This window comes from Exiguobacterium abrahamii (genome assembly GCF_015645365.1).
Lineage (GTDB): Bacteria > Bacillota > Bacilli > Exiguobacteriales > Exiguobacteriaceae > Exiguobacterium_A > Exiguobacterium_A abrahamii.
This window is the reverse complement of sequence record NZ_JADOYC010000001.1, coordinates 433,121-448,019: the sequence shown is the minus strand read 5'-3', so window position 1 is coordinate 448,019 and position 14,899 is coordinate 433,121. Positions and strand designations below refer to the sequence as shown.

The window sequence follows — 14,899 nt, the reverse complement described above, 5'->3', positions numbered from 1 at the left end:
TCCCCCCAGTCCTCAGTTACGAAGCGGCTTGCCTTTGACGAGCATGTGCTGCATCCGTTGTTGTGTCTTCATCTCACCGATCAGGCTCAAGAATGCTTCCCGTTCGATGTCGAGCATATATTGTTCATCGACGTGGCTACCGAAGGCGACGTTTCCGCCGGCGATGACGTGTGCGAGTTTACTAGCGATTTTCAAATCGTGTTCCGAGATATAGCCGCCGTAGAACATTTCGCGTGTCGCGAGTTCAAGCGTCGCTTTCCCAGCACGACCGACGACCGGAATCTTCGCTTTCGCTGGTGCCGTGTAGCCGGTCCGGTCGAGTTCAAGGACGAGTTGTTTCGCATCATACGTCAAGTGATCTCGGTTCATCGAGATCTGATCAACAGAGCGGACATATCCGAGTTCGCGTGCTTCAAAGGCTGATTTTGAGACTTTTGCCATTGCGACGTTTTCGAACGTCTTTTGTGCTGCTTTCTCGATATTGACAAGTCCGTCTGGTGTGTTTTCTAACAGTCGACGATACGTATTGACGTTTCCGCCGCCTCCCGGAATCAGACCGACACCGACTTCGACGAGACCCATGTACGTTTCAAGCCCGGCTTGCAGACGAGCTGCCGGAAGCGAGATCTCCGTACCGCCACCAAGCGTCATTCCTTGTGGCGCAGCGACGATCGGACGTGATGCGTAACGAATCTTTTGAATCGATTGTTGGAACTTGTTGATGATCCAGTCGAGCTCGAACCAGTTCTCATCTTCCGCTTCCATCAGCATCATCGCTAGGTTTGCACCGACACAGAAGTTCTTGCCATCGTTCGCGATGACGAGACCACGGTGGTTTTTCTCAACGAGATCGACCGACTGTTCGATCATCTGCATGATGTCGACACCGATTGCATTGCTCTTCGATGTGAACTCGAGGACTGCGACATCGTCACCGATATCAAGCAAGCGTGCCCCATTGTTCTCAAGGAGAACACCGTTTGACTTCCGGACATCACGGAGGCGGATTTCCTTCGGATTGACCGTTGCTCCGACGTAGTCTTGTGTCGTTGCGTCATAATGACGACCTGACGCATCATAGAAACTTGTCTTTCCTGCTGCGAGCATCTCATCGACCCATGCCGGTACTGCGTAACCATCTTGTTTCATCTTCGCGACCGTCTTCTCGACACCGAGTGCGTCCCATGTCTCGAACGGTCCCATCTTCCAACCGAAGCCCCATTTCATTGCTTCGTCGATCGCTTTGATGTCGTCTGCGATCTCACCAGTCAGCTGAGCCGAGTAGAGTAATGTTTTCGCATGGATCGGCCAGAGTAAGGCACCGACACGATCTTGCGCGAAGACGACGGCTTTCAGTTTGTTTTTTGCGCCCGGAAGTGCTTTAGCTTGTCCGATTGACGGTTCAGTAAGCGCTTTCTTTTCAACGTACTCAAATGTCTCGAGGTCAAGTTCAAGGATCTGTTTTCCGACTTTCTTATAGAATCCTTGACCCGTCTTCGCACCGAGTGCTCCTTGTTCGACAAGGCGACGCATTTCAGCCGGAACCGCGAACGTCTCCTTCTCTTCGCCTTCTGGCAACAAGTCATAGACGTTGTTTGCGACGTGAACGAACGTGTCGATGCCGACGACGTCGAGTGTCCGGAACGTCGCTGACCCTGGGCGACCAAGGAGTGGACCTGTGACCGAATCGACCTCCCCGATCGAATAGCCACCTTTTTTCATCTCATCCATCGTCACGAGGAGACCGTATGTCCCGATTCGGTTACCGATGAAGTTCGGTGTGTCCTTCGCAATGACGACGCCTTTCCCGAGTCGTTCCTCTGCGAATTGCTTCATGAAGTCGACGACACTCGGATCCGTGTCTGACGTCGGAATCAACTCAAGTAACTTCAGATAACGTGGTGGGTTAAAGAAGTGTGTTCCGAGGAAACGACGATTGAACGACTCCGAACGCCCTTCACGCATCGCTTCGATCGAGATACCCGATGTATTCGAGCTGACGATCGCGTCTTCCCGAATGAACGGTTCAATCGTTTTAAACAATTGCTGTTTAACATCGAGTCGTTCAACGACGACTTCAACGATCCAGTCCGCTTCTTTCAGACGCTCTAAGTCGTCTTCTAAGTTTCCGACCTCGATGAAGTCGATCAATTTTTTCGACGCGAGTGGTGCTGGATTTTGTTTCAAGAGTTTTTCGCGGTTATCGCGCGCGATGCGGGAACGGACGCGCGGATCACTTAGCGTCAAGCCCTGCTTCTCTTCTTGTGCCGTAAGTTCTTTTGGTACGATATCAAGCATCAATGTCCGTATGCCAGCATTCGCAAGATGTGCTGCGATGCCTGCACCCATCACCCCTGAACCGATGATGACGGCGAATTGGATGTGTTTCGTCAACTGGATTGTGGTCGGCTGACCGATTTGACTCGCCATGATATACCCCCTGAGTTTAAATTGAATGAACAACCATTCATTATACTGACAAAAAAAGAAGCCGAACGACTTTGGTGTGCTTCTTCTACATCTTCATCATAAATGAATAATGATTCAGTAGCAATAAAAAATCAGTCAATGGACAAATTTTCCTGTTAGACTGATAAAAAGGAGTGGATGGAAATGAGTCAAACCGAGCATGTATGGAATCAAAAAGCCGCTGACTGGGCGGATCGCGCTGACAATATGTGGACAAACGGCAGTCGGAAAACCGTTTTGCCGTTCTTACGAAAAACAATCACCGGTGGTCGCTTGCTTGATCTCGGTTGCGGTGATGGGGCAGCCTGTCGCTTGCTGACACCGGACTTTCAGACAGTCGGACTCGATGTCTCAGACGAGATGATCCGAATCGCGCGTGAGAAGTCACCCGAGCAGACGTTCATCGTTGGAACGGGTGAAGCATTGCCGTTCGCCGATCATGCGTTTGATGTCGTCCTCGCCGTTAACTCACTTGAATGGTCGACACGTCCTGTTCAAGTGCTGCAAGAAATCGAACGTGTCGCCCCGCTTGTCGTCATCAGTCTACTTGGTCCGACAGCAGCACCACGGCAACTTGCTTACCGTCGTCTCTACGGTGAGGAAGTTGCGATGGGGAATACGATGATGCCGTGGGAACTGTTGCAGCTAGCAAAAGAACGAGGCTGGACGTTACTCGATGAAGCGGTCATCCAAAAAGAAGGTGCCGTCATGACGGGGCATCGGTTACTGGATCAAGCCCATGCCTTCTCATGTTTGTTTGCTTTTCAGACGACAGCTGTGAGGGAAAGATAAGTATGTCATACACAACCTTTTATACATTTATTTTGATTGCGTTAGGTATCAATCTCTTATTTTATATCGATTCACTTGATGTTTTAGAGCGGTGGCAATATTTCTTATTGTACATGGTTTTTCTGATGGGTATACCTGAACTCGGAAGACGCATTTTTCGACGCTATCAAGAAAAACGATTCCACCCGCAGACCTCTATCTTTCTTGTCATTCTAGTATTTGCAGGCATGCTGTTTTTAGGAAATATCATTTTGCCGTAATGATCGATGAAACTCCATCATCAAAAACCTCACTGTCTTTTCACCCGCTTTCCTCAGGCGAGACACAAGCCAGTCTTCCTCATCCCTCGGATGACGAATTCGGGTCTTGTTTGTCTCTGACAGCGCGAAATGAAACATCGCGCTTTTTCCTGTAGGAGTCGGGTGAAGACTTGTGAGGTAGCTTAAATATAATAAACGGTCTCTTACCAGGCGGTAAGAGACCGTTTTTAGTTAGTTCATCCAGTTCGAAACTACAAGCCATGCTGTGTTCATCACACTAGTATCGGTAATGAGCATTGTGACTCAAGATCGTCCATTTAAGGAAAATTCGCTTAGTATTTTAAAAAGTACTTTTTACAGTTTCAATCCTCCAAGTCATATTTCAAACGAGAAAAAGAACGACTTACCTTAAAATCGAAATCAATAAGAGTACTTACATCGAATTTCTTTTGCCGATAGATCTCTTTCATGAATTGTAAGAAAATGTAGCGGCACGTATATAAATCATCTCCAGTGTCTTCTCTCATCGAAGCATAATCAATTTCTTCACCTAGCGAATCATACATAATCGTTTCAAACTCTAAATTCGTATGCCACATAAAATCTAAAAATCCTTGTAGAACTGCTTTTTTATATATATCTAGTGGAAAAGTAGACAAGATTTTATTTTTATAATAAAACTCTACTACTTTTTTTTGATAAAAAAATCGAATGATAAAGTTAGAAGAGACTTCCTCGCTCTCATATTGTAAAGACCAGTTTGATTCTTCAACGTCATTTAGTTCACTTGTCGATACACTTTTTATTAAAGCGTGCCAAAACATGTATAGCTCACTTTCATGTTCATTAAAAGGGAGCTGTTCATCATTTATATAAAAAACAACTTTTCCAGAAGGATACCCGTCACCTCGACCAAATGCATAATTAAATACATCGTTATCTTTTAAATCGGTCATCTTTATGAACCCTGGGTATTCTTGATTAATATCTAGTTCTTTTTTTTCAGGAGGAATTTTAATGAAACTCTTAACTTCCAAATGCATAATAAAATCGTCCTTTCATTTATGAGCATACTTCCTACCTGAGGACAGCGAAGAATTCGAAGACGTCCAATATACTCTATGTCTTTATCCTCCGTGCGTTCGCTGATGTACCTGTCGCAACCACTCTTCAATTAAGACGAGATCCGATTGTTCTTCCCATTTCAGTCGGAAATAGAGTGTCTGTAGCATCTGTTTGACGTTACGATGCGTCGTCCACTCCGCATCTCCCCACGTCATTCGTTGTAATAGGACATCTTCCGACAGTCCATGGCGACAAGCTTGCAACCATGCTGTCACCATCCGGTCCGCTTCTTCATCGACATAGAGATAATTGGATCGGATCAACTGACGAATCATTGCATCAATCGCTCCGAGTTCCTCCTCTGAACGACTCGCTGGATGCGTAAACCAAACCGCATAGACATCAGCGATATGTGCCATGCTGTGTGCCCACCCCATTCCGTCAATGAATCCACGGACATCCTTTTCTTGCTCCAGATAAGTTTGTAAGTAAGTGGACAGCCGATCCAACTGACTTTGCGTCAATAAGTGTCGGGTTTTGTCCATCACTAACAATTCAGCGAGTGCTAATGCTGAAAATGATCGCGTCAGAACAGCTGTTGTGTCCGCTGTTCCCATTCTATACATCAATCCATGCCCGCTTAAAATAAAATCGAAAATTCGATTGGTGTCTTCTATCGTAAAGGACTCTGATGCGATGTAGGTCGCTAACTGCGGATAGATCAATCCATCCCGTAACTCAGAATCTGTCGAACCGATATGTAGAAGTAACTCGTCGAGTAATGCAGGCGTTACACTCGCGTTTTGTTGTAGCAGTTCCTTTAACTCTTGTTCTGTTCGCATCATTCCGTCCTCTCCTCCCTGAATCAAAAAAAGACGATGCAACGTTGCATCGCCTTCTCCACTTATCCCTTGACCATTCCTTTGAGAACGAAGGCAACGTTTGCCGGCCGTTCTGCTAAGCGGCGCATGAAGTAACCGTACCAGTCACGTCCATAAGGGACGTAGACACGGACTTTATAACCTTGTTTGACGAGTTCGAGTTGACGCTCGACCCGGATGCCGAATAACATCTGGAACTCGAACTGGTCTTTTTCGATCCCGTTTTCTTTAGCGTGACGGATGACTTGCTCGATCATCGCATCGTCATGCGTTGCAACGGCAGCATAGTTTCCGAGTGATAATTGTAACTTCACGAGCTTGATGTAGTTGTGGTCGACGTCTTCCTTCTCTGGGAACGCCACCGTTGCCGGCTCTTTGTAAGCCCCTTTGACAATCCGGAGATTCGTCTCGAAGCGTCCGACACGTTTGATGTCATCTTCCGACCGGTAGAGGTATGACTGGATGACTGTTCCGATGTTATCGAAAGATTGGCGCAATTCTTCAAACAATTGAATCGTCTTTTCACAACGTGGCTCATCTTCCATATCGATCGTGACGAAGACACCGAGTTCTTTCGCCCGTGTTAAGATCCGCTCCATGTTCGAGCGAATCAAGTCGTCCGAGATATCGAGTCCGAGTGATGTCAGTTTCAACGAGAGTTGCGAGTCTAATTTTTCTTCCGCAATCATCTCAACCGCACGAATACATTCTTGTGTCATCATCTCTGCTTCCGCTACCGTCGAGATGAACTCCCCTAAATGGTCCATCGTGACGCATAACCCTTTTGCGTTCAATTCCTGGATCGCCCGTTTCGATGCTTCCAATGAATCCCCTGCCACGAAGCGACTTGCTCCGAATTTAAGCCCGTATCGCTTGGCGAGACCGTTCAATGTCTTGTTTTGCGATAAGAAGATAAAACCATCCCGTAGTACTTTTTCCATCACTCATGATTCCCCCTAAATAAATGCTAGGCTGTTTTACCGTATCGGTTCACATCTCTGCACTCATATTATGCCATAAAGCGCTTACATACGCTCTTTATTTCGTTTATTTTTGAGAATCCGTTGAGCAACAAGTCCTACGGCAAAGAATAGGACATATAGTCCGATCGCAACGAAAAATTGCCAGGAGAACGGATCGCGCAGGCTTGAGCCGATATTGTTGTAAACGAACGCACCGGGAATGATTCCGAGATAGTTGGCGATAGCGAACTGTTTAAAGCGGATTTTTGATAATCCGGACGCGTAGCTGATCGCGTCAAACGGAAACAGTGGAATCAATCGAACGACAAGCACAACGAGAAAGCCGTTCGTTGCAATCCGTTCGTCGAGTACGTTCAGCTTCCCTTTGCCAATCAATTTCTCGACACCGCGGCGACCGAGCAACCGGGCGATCCAAAAGCTGAGCAACCCGCCAGTACCAGCACCAATAACATCAAGTAGTGTCCCGAGCCACGGTCCGTACGTATACCCACCAAATAACGTCAACAAGCTCGCCGGGAAAAAGACGAGTGGTCGGACGGTGTAGGCGAGCACGTAAAGCAACATCCCGGTCAGACCTTGATCCCGTACCCAATCCGATAATGCCTGAATGTCGAATTGCTCCAGCATTCCAGACATCCGGAAGTACAGGAGCAACCCAAGACCAAACATAAAATACAGCGTAAGCGGGAGCCAGTCCCGGAGCCGTAATTTCTTCATGACATCGTCGCCGGAGCAACGTAGTAGAAAATCGAGAGAAAGATCAGAACACTGCCCGCAAGGACGAACAGATGCCAAATCGCATGGTTATACGGCAAGCGTGCCCAAACGTAGAAGATGACGCCAAGAGAATACGCAAGTCCCCCACCGAGGAGCAGTAAGAATCCTTGGAACCCAAGCGCTTCATAGATCGGCTTGATCGCAAACAGACAACACCAACCGAGAATCAGATAAGACGCATTCGAGATCCAGACGTATTTACCGGTCGAATAGAGTTTCCAGATGATGCCGAGCGTGCCGACACCCCAGACGATGCCAAGCAACGTCCAGCCGAGCGGACCACGGAGTGTGATCAAAGCGAACGGTGTATAGCTACCGGCAATCAAGAGATAGATACCGGCGTGATCTAAAATTTGCAAGACCTTGTTCGCTTTCGTATGCATCAGCGAATGCATCAAGGTCGAGAACAGATAAAGGAGAATCATCGTTGCCCCGAAGATACTGACAGCCGTGACGTTCCAAGCACTCCCGGATTTCGTCGCCTGCAGGATCAGCATCACGAGCGCGACGATACTGAAGATGACACCGAGACCATGTGTAATGGCACTGGCGATCTCCTCTTTCAAGGAATCACCTTTTGCGAGCAGCTCTTCGATCGTTTCCTTGGATTGTTGCTTGATCGTTTGCTTGATTTCTTTTTTCGTAACCAATCGAACACCTACTTTCTAAAAACAAAGGACTATGCTTTTGATTATACGCCCTCATGCGACAGCGTGCCTATCGAAACATTCTGTCGATTTGATGACAACTGTCATCTGATTGTCTTTTCCCGCCCATACAAAAATCCACACCGCCTAGGCGATGTGGATATGCCTTACCACTGTTCAATATCCGGGCGATCCTTGAACGTCGATTTTGTTCCGTGGCGTTCGTTCAGGACGGCTTCGACTTCTTTGAAGGAGACACCGCGTTCAGCAAGCAAGACCGTTAAATGGTACAACAAGTCTGCTGTCTCTTCGGCTAACGTATCGTTACCGGCGAGGACGACTTCAAACGCCTCTTCACCGAACTTCTTCGCGATCTTCTCGTATCCGGAAGCAATCAAATAGTTCGTATAGGATTCTGCTTCCTTTGCCTCAATCTTCGCTTTGACGGTCTGTTCCAGTTCATATAACATCGGGCACCTCCACTTCCGTATAGAAACAACTGCGATTTCCGGTATGGCATGTCGGACCGTTCGCTTTGACTGCGATCAAGAGACTATCCTGATCACAATCAATCCACATCCGTTTGAGTTCAAGTGTGTTCCCGCTCGTCTCACCTTTCGTCCAGAGACGATTCTTCGTCCGCGAGAAGAAGGTGACAAGACCGGTCGCAAGCGTCTTATCATAGGCGGCTTGGTCCATGAAGCCGACCATCAAGACATCGTTCGTCTGCTCGTCGACGACGACGGCAGCGACAAGTCCTTTTGAAAAATTCAATGTCGTCATCGGACTTCGACTCCTCGTTCTTTGAGGTAGGCTTTTGTTTCTGGCATCGTGTACGTCGCTTCATGGAAGATCGAAGCAGCAAGGGCCGCGTCAGCGCCTGCCTCTAGTCCTTCCGCTAAATGATCGAGTGTTCCGACACCACCGGAAGCAATAATCGGCACGTTGACGACTTCACGCAGACGACGGATCAAAGCGAGATCATAGCCATCCTTCGTGCCGTCAGCGTCCATCGACGTGACGAGTAATTCACCGGCACCAAGCGCAACGGCTTCCTGTGCCCACTCGATCGCGTCACGTCCGACCGGTTGTGTGCCACCGTGTGAGAAGACACCCCACGAGTCGCCGGTCTGTTTCGCATCGATTGCGACGACTGTCGCCTGGACACCGAACAGGCGGCTGACTTCTTGAATCAATTGCGGATTTTGAAGCGCTGACGAGTTCAATGAAACTTTATCAGCACCGGCACGAATCAAGCGTTTTGCGTCTTCAATCGTCTTGATTCCGCCACCAACCGTAAATGGCATGTAGATGACTTCTGCGACACGTTCGACGATATCAAGCATCGTCTCGCGCCCTTCTTGCGTTGCTGAGATATCGAGCAGGACGAGTTCGTCCGCCCCTTGCTCGTAATAGTACTTTGCGACGGCGACCGGGTCACCGAGATCACGTAAGTTTTGGAATTTAACCCCTTTGACGACACGCCCTTCCTTCACGTCAAGACAGGGAATGATTCGTTTCATCAACATACGCGTAACACCTCTTTTAAGGCGAGGGATCCGTCGAGCAACGCCCGACCGACGACGGCTCCGTCCATCCCGATTTCTTTGAGGCGCGCGACGTCATCGACTGTCGTCACACCACCGGAAGCAATCAATTCGACCCCTTCCCGCTTCAACCGATCGAGTCCATCAACGTCCGGTCCCATCATCATTCCGTCACGCGAAATGTCTGTATACAGGAACGTCTTGATGCCTTTGCCGATCAGGTGTGTCATTGCCTCTTCAAGCGTCCAACCGCTCGCTTCGAGCCAGCCGCGTGTTTGAACGATACCTTCTTTGGCATCTAGGGCAACAGCCAGTTTATCACCAGCAAGAGCTATCATCTGCTCGAGCAACGCTTCGTCTTCTAGGGCAACCGTGCCGACGAGAATCCGGTCGATTCCGGCACCTACGTATGCTTCGACGGTCTCGATGTTACGGACACCACCACCAGCTTCGACAAACAAACCGGTCTCCTTTTTGATGTCGGCGATCAAGTTCAAGTGTAACGGTTCACCGGCTTTCGCACCGTCAAGATCGATCAAGTGAATCGCCGTCGCACCATCTTCCTTGAAGCGCTTCGCGATCGTCAGCGCATCGCCGAAGAATGTCTGTTGGTCAAAATCTCCTTGCTTCAGGCGTACGGCCTGTCCGCTCATTAAATCGATTGCTGGGTAGAGTTGCATGTCGTCTCTCTCCATTCCTTCAGTAGTTTCAATCCGACTTCGCCACTCTTTTCCGGGTGGAACTGCATTCCCGTGACTTGTCCTTTTTGGACGATTGCTGGGACGAGGCGTCCGTATTCAACCGCGTCGACAATCCATTCTGGATCACAGACAGCGCCGTACGAGTGGACGAAATAAACGGCTTCGCCGTGATTCGTCAGTTGGTGCCAGCCCATGTGTGGTAAGCGGACGTCACTCGGTAGTTTTTCGATCGTTCCCGGTAAAATCCCGAGACCTTCTGTCAGTCCATCTTCGTCACTCGATTCAAAGAGCAGTTGCATCCCGAGGCAAATCCCGAGGAACGGTTTCTTTTCGGCTTGTTCTTTTAAGAAGTCGACCAGTCCCGTTTCCTTCAAGCGCTCCATTGCCGGTGCATAGGCACCGACACCCGGTAAGACAAGTGCTTCTGCTTGGTCGAGCAACTCCGTGTCACTCGTGACGATGACTGCCTCACCGAGCTCCTTTAACGCCCGCTCGACGTTCGCGATATTCCCGACGCCATAATCGACGATTGCTATCATTGATCAATCAACCCTTTCGTAGACGGTACGCCTTCGCTCGTCACGGCAACTGCCTGACGGACGGCCCGACCGAGTGCTTTGAACAACCCTTCGATCATGTGGTGTGTGTTCGAGCCATATAAGACTTCGGCATGAATCGTCATCCGGGCACTCCGTGATAAGCCTTGGAAGAACTCTTCTGCGAGTTCCGTATCAAAGTCACCGAGCTTCGGATTCTTGAAACTAGCACGGAAGACCGTGAACGGACGACCGCTGAAGTCAAGGACGACCGATGCGAGTGTCTCGTCCATCGGCACACGCGATTCACCGTAGCGTTCAATCCCCGCTTTATCGCCGAGCGCTTCCGTCAACGCTGCCCCGAGAACGATCGCGGTATCTTCGACCGTGTGGTGGGCATCGATCCACGTATCACCTTTTGCGGTTACCTTCAGACCGATCCGGGCCTGGAAGGCAAATAACGTCAACATATGATCAAAGAAGCCGACACCGGTTTTGATCTCAATCGGACCTCCTGCGAGATCGACCTCGACCTTGATGTCTGATTCTGCACTTACTCGTTCGCTTGCGCCACGCCGCATCGTAATTCCTCCTCTACACACGTTTCTAATACTTGCATTGCTTCTGGTGATCCACAGCTGACACGGAAGGCTTGGTTAAACAAGCGGATCCGTAATCCGGCATCGGCACAACGCTGCGTAAAGCGTTCGGCTTCTGGATACTCGACGTAGACGAAGTTTGCTGCACTCGGATATGTCTTGCCGATTGGGGCAAGAATCCGTTCGATTGCTTCACGGCTCGCATACGTTTCTTCTAAGACCCGATCGAGTTCCGGTTCTGCCATGATGGCGATACCGACAGCTGCTGATAGACCAGAGACGTTATACGGTGATTTAATCTGTTCGATTTCTTGAATGATTTGTTCGCTCGCGATGACAAAACCAAGTCGGAGCGATGCGAGTCCGAACGCTTTCGAGAGCGTCCGTAAGATGATCGCTTTCGGATATTCCTCGAGTAAGTGAAGCATTGACTGTTCAAGCGCGAAGTCGATGTACGCCTCATCGATGACGACGTATTTGCCACTGTCGAGCAAGCGACGGATGTCCGCTTCCTTGCGGAGGACACCAGACGGATTATGCGGGTGACTCAAGAAGATGATCTCCCCCGGTGCTGCGATCAATCCGTCGACGTCAAGCGCCATCTCGTCGAGTAACGGCACGCGTTCAAACGGTGCCCGTGCCCGGTCAGCATAAAACTGATACATGACGAAGTCCGGTTCTGAGGCGATGACTGGCATGCCAGGTCCACCGTAGCGGGCACATAAGTAGCCGATCAACTCATCCGAGCCGTTTCCGGCGACGAGTTGCGTCGGACGGACACCAGCGTACGTCGCGTATGATGCTTTGACTTGATCGATGATTTCGACAGGATATTCATTTAAAGGGAACGTTGCGATCAATTCCTGGATCGCTTCGATCCCGACTGGACTGTGGGTCGTGAATCGTTCGTTTTGGTGTAATCGCATTAGTCTTCCCTCACTTCGATGGCTTGTGCGTGTGCTTCGAGTCCTTCGACCCGGGCAACGGTCTTCGCTGCGTTCGCGAGACGTTGTACGCCTGCGCGTGTGGCTTCGAGCATCGTCTGGTGACGCAAGAATGTCCGCGCTGATAATCCAGACGCAAAACGAGCTGTACCGGACGTTGGTAAGACGTGGTTCGTTCCAGCGACGTAATCACCGAGCGTTTCCGGTGTCTCGTGACCGAGGAAAATCATCCCGGCGTGACGGATCGATTTGACGACCTCTTGCGGATTGGCAACGGCAAGTTCCAAGTGTTCCGCTGCCAAACGATTCGCTTCTTCAATCGCTGTTTCGAGTGGAGCGACGAATACGCCACCGTTTTCCATCGCACGACGGGCAATCTCTTGACGCGGCAATTGCTGTAAGCGCCGCTCGATTTCTGCATCCACCGCTTGTTTCATCTCTTCTGTTGGCACGAAGGCGATCGCGACAGCGTCACGGTCGTGTTCGGCTTGCGCAAGGAGGTCGGCTGCGATCCGGTCTGGATGCGCTGTTTCGTCAGCGATAACGACGACTTCCGATGGACCGGCAACCGAGTCGATGCCAACGATGCCGTAGACTTGGCGTTTGGCTTCAGCGACGAAGCGGTTCCCGGGTCCGACGATCAAATCGACGGCTTGGATGCTTTCTGTTCCGAATGTCAGCGCGGCGACGGCTTGCGCTCCACCAATCGTATAGATTTCTGTCACACCAGCGATCCGTGCCGCAACGAGCACCTCGTCACTTAAGTTCGTCATCGGCGTCACCATGACGACCCGTTCGACACCAGCGACTTTCGCTGGAATGGCGTTCATCAAGACCGTCGACGGATAACTGGCTGCTCCACCTGGAACGTAGATCCCGACCGAATCAACAGGAACGAACCGTTGACGTCGTGTCACGTCTGCTTCGACGAGTTCGATGTCCGACGGCAGTTCTTGTTCGTGCCATTCGACGAGTCGTGTCGCCATCAACTTCAACGAGTCGATCAAGTTAGCGTCTGCCTGTTCAAAGGCTTGCGTGATCCGTGTTTCACTGAGACGGAAATCTTCGAGATCGACCTGATCGAATTGGTTCGTGTAATCGCGGACAGCAGCGTCACCGTCTGTTGCGACGCGTTCGAGGATCGCGCGGACCGCGAGCTCCGTGTCGCGATCGATGCTGAAAGGTTTTGTCGGTGTCATGATCGTGTCACTCCTTCTGTCAATTGCTCCAGCAAGCGGATGACTTCAACCCGCTTCCGTTTTAACGTCCATTCGCTCGTAAAGAACCGAGCGCTGATATCGATGATTTTTTCGTATTCGTTTAGTCCGTTCGCCCGTAACGTCTCACCCGTCTCGACGATATCGACGATCGCGTCAGCAAGTCCGAGTAACGGTGCCAACTCGACGGAACCGTTCAACGGTACGATGTCGACGTCGACACCGAGTTCGCTGAAGTAGCGTTTGGCGATGACCGGATACTTCGTCGCAATCCGGACGCGGCGTCCGCCTTCGAATTGTAGCGGTTCCTTCGCACAGACCGACATCCGGCAGACACCGAACGGTAATTCCGCGAGTTCCGATAGTTCTTGATCCGATTCGAGTAAGATGTCGCTCCCCGTGATCGCGACGTCAAGGACGCCTTGAGCAACGTACGGAATCAAATCCGATCCTTTCATGAAGACGAATTCGTGCTCGCCCCGTTTGACGATTAGTTCGCGTTCAATGGCTCCCCATGTCTCGACGCCAGCTTCTTTCAGATAACGTTCTGTCGCTTTCGACAGCCGTCCTTTTGTAATTCCGATTCGCATTTAGAGCACCTCCGCCAACCGTTCGACCGAGAATCCGATGCCGAACGCCTGTTGTTCTTGTCCGAATTGTTCATAAAGCCGGTCGTAGCGTCCACCGACGAGGACGGGTTCCGTCACACCTTCGATGAAACCGTGGATCGTGATCCCGTCGTAGTACGTCTGTAAACCCATTTGACCGAAGTCGAGATCGGCATTGACGGCTTCCGCGAGATCAAGCACGGCATTGAGTCGTGTCTCGTCGACGTACGGTAGGATCGTCTCTGCCCCTTCACGTCCGAATAATAAAGGTAGTTTTGCAAGCAAGGCATCATCGAGTTGACCCGCGATACGCTTCAGTTCGATGACGTTACGTAAACGAAGCATCTGTGTCACTTGGTCGCGTAAGTGGTGATCACCGACGCGCGTCTCGATCAAATGCTCGATCAAACCGGCATCGCCGATCGAGAGTGTGACTTCTTTTCCTGTCAGTTCTTCGACAAGTCGGACCGCGAGTTGAATTGCTTCGACTTCTGCGATTTGTCCTCGTTCCTCGAATCCGACCTGGAACTTCTCTTCTGGTTGAAAGACCGAGCCACTGTAGAAGACACGTTTATATTGTTCGCGACCCCGTTCGCTGAGGGCACGCGCGACACTAGTCGTAAAATCCATTCGAATCTGTTCCCGTCCACCGATTTCCTCAATTAAGGGGGTGATTAATCGGGTATAGTTAGATTGTTCGAGTCCATCTTCGAGCTGACGGATGACCTGCTGGAGCCGCGTTGCCGAGGCACCAACGTAATCCGTCGCTCCATCCTTGAGTCGAATCGTAGAAAATGATTGCATACTCCCACTCCTTTATCTTATTATCACTGTACCACGCTAAATTATTTAACGATAAGATACCGCGTTTCG

Annotated in this window: 15 protein-coding genes and 1 pseudogene; 1 reads left to right on the top strand and 15 read right to left on the bottom strand. The window is 50.1% G+C overall.

From position 1 onward, the window contains the following. Nucleotides 1-12 precede the first annotated feature (12 nt). Entirely contained in the window at nt 13-2,430 is a 2,418-nt protein-coding gene (locus ITJ88_RS02205) for a 3-hydroxyacyl-CoA dehydrogenase/enoyl-CoA hydratase family protein (protein WP_195864559.1), read from the bottom strand. A 183-nt stretch (nt 2,431-2,613) separates the two neighbouring features. Between ITJ88_RS02205 and ITJ88_RS02200 the strand changes: the two genes are divergently transcribed. Further along, nucleotides 2,614-3,261: a class I SAM-dependent methyltransferase gene (locus ITJ88_RS02200; RefSeq protein WP_195864558.1), complete on the top strand. Its 648-nt coding sequence runs from the start codon at nt 2,614-2,616 to the stop codon at nt 3,259-3,261. A 622-nt stretch (nt 3,262-3,883) separates the two neighbouring features. On the opposite strand, the gene ITJ88_RS02195 is transcribed toward ITJ88_RS02200, so the two are convergent. The 14 genes and pseudogenes from ITJ88_RS02195 to ITJ88_RS02125 form a co-directional block, all read right to left on the bottom strand. Further along, nucleotides 3,884-4,564 (bottom strand): hypothetical protein, encoded by a 681-nt coding sequence (locus ITJ88_RS02195; RefSeq protein ID WP_195864557.1) that lies wholly within the window; start codon nt 4,562-4,564, stop codon nt 3,884-3,886. Nucleotides 4,565-4,648: 84 nt separating this feature from the next. Continuing rightward, complete coding sequence (locus ITJ88_RS02190) at nt 4,649-5,431, bottom strand: DUF2785 domain-containing protein (RefSeq protein WP_195864556.1); 783 nt, start codon at nt 5,429-5,431, stop codon at nt 4,649-4,651. 59 nt (nt 5,432-5,490) lie between these two features. Next, on the bottom strand, nt 5,491-6,408 hold the full coding sequence (locus ITJ88_RS02185) for a proline dehydrogenase family protein (protein WP_023469178.1): 918 nt from the start codon (nt 6,406-6,408) through the stop codon (nt 5,491-5,493). A gap of 84 nt (nt 6,409-6,492) precedes the next feature. Beyond that, nucleotides 6,493-7,167, bottom strand: coding sequence for a TVP38/TMEM64 family protein (locus ITJ88_RS02180; protein ID WP_047393377.1), 675 nt, complete (start codon nt 7,165-7,167; stop codon nt 6,493-6,495). Then, nucleotides 7,164-7,823: a PAQR family membrane homeostasis protein TrhA gene (gene trhA / locus ITJ88_RS02175; RefSeq protein WP_195865500.1), complete on the bottom strand. Its 660-nt coding sequence runs from the start codon at nt 7,821-7,823 to the stop codon at nt 7,164-7,166. The genes ITJ88_RS02180 and trhA overlap by 4 nt, the downstream gene beginning before the upstream one ends. A gap of 218 nt (nt 7,824-8,041) precedes the next feature. Beyond that, nucleotides 8,042-8,657 (bottom strand): annotated as a pseudogene (hisIE, locus tag ITJ88_RS16235) (bifunctional phosphoribosyl-AMP cyclohydrolase/phosphoribosyl-ATP diphosphatase HisIE). Continuing rightward, nucleotides 8,654-9,403, bottom strand: a complete 750-nt coding sequence (gene hisF / locus ITJ88_RS02160) for an imidazole glycerol phosphate synthase subunit HisF (protein ID WP_023469183.1) — start codon at nt 9,401-9,403, stop codon at nt 8,654-8,656. Before hisF ends, hisIE begins: the two are co-directional and overlap by 4 nt. Then, nucleotides 9,397-10,101 (bottom strand): 1-(5-phosphoribosyl)-5-[(5-phosphoribosylamino)methylideneamino]imidazole-4-carboxamide isomerase, encoded by a 705-nt coding sequence (gene hisA, locus ITJ88_RS02155; RefSeq protein ID WP_029342450.1) that lies wholly within the window; start codon nt 10,099-10,101, stop codon nt 9,397-9,399. Before hisA ends, hisF begins: the two co-directional genes overlap by 7 nt. Then, nucleotides 10,074-10,661 (bottom strand): imidazole glycerol phosphate synthase subunit HisH, encoded by a 588-nt coding sequence (hisH, locus tag ITJ88_RS02150; RefSeq protein WP_029342451.1) that lies wholly within the window; start codon nt 10,659-10,661, stop codon nt 10,074-10,076. The genes hisA and hisH overlap by 28 nt, the downstream gene beginning before the upstream one ends. Next, a complete protein-coding gene (gene hisB, locus ITJ88_RS02145) occupies nt 10,658-11,239 on the bottom strand; it encodes an imidazoleglycerol-phosphate dehydratase HisB (RefSeq protein WP_195864554.1) in 582 nt (193 codons plus the stop codon). The genes hisH and hisB overlap by 4 nt, the downstream gene beginning before the upstream one ends. Further along, nucleotides 11,212-12,183 (bottom strand): pyridoxal phosphate-dependent aminotransferase, encoded by a 972-nt coding sequence (locus ITJ88_RS02140; RefSeq protein WP_195864553.1) that lies wholly within the window; start codon nt 12,181-12,183, stop codon nt 11,212-11,214. The genes hisB and ITJ88_RS02140 overlap by 28 nt, the downstream gene beginning before the upstream one ends. Further along, entirely contained in the window at nt 12,183-13,400 is a 1,218-nt protein-coding gene (gene hisD / locus ITJ88_RS02135) for a histidinol dehydrogenase (RefSeq protein ID WP_035405944.1), read from the bottom strand. The genes ITJ88_RS02140 and hisD overlap by 1 nt, the downstream gene beginning before the upstream one ends. Beyond that, nucleotides 13,397-14,008, bottom strand: coding sequence for an ATP phosphoribosyltransferase (gene hisG / locus ITJ88_RS02130; RefSeq protein ID WP_023469189.1), 612 nt, complete (start codon nt 14,006-14,008; stop codon nt 13,397-13,399). Before hisG ends, hisD begins: the two co-directional genes overlap by 4 nt. Next, nucleotides 14,009-14,830: an ATP phosphoribosyltransferase regulatory subunit gene (locus ITJ88_RS02125; RefSeq protein WP_035396343.1), complete on the bottom strand. Its 822-nt coding sequence runs from the start codon at nt 14,828-14,830 to the stop codon at nt 14,009-14,011. Nucleotides 14,831-14,899: the final 69 nt, after the last annotated feature.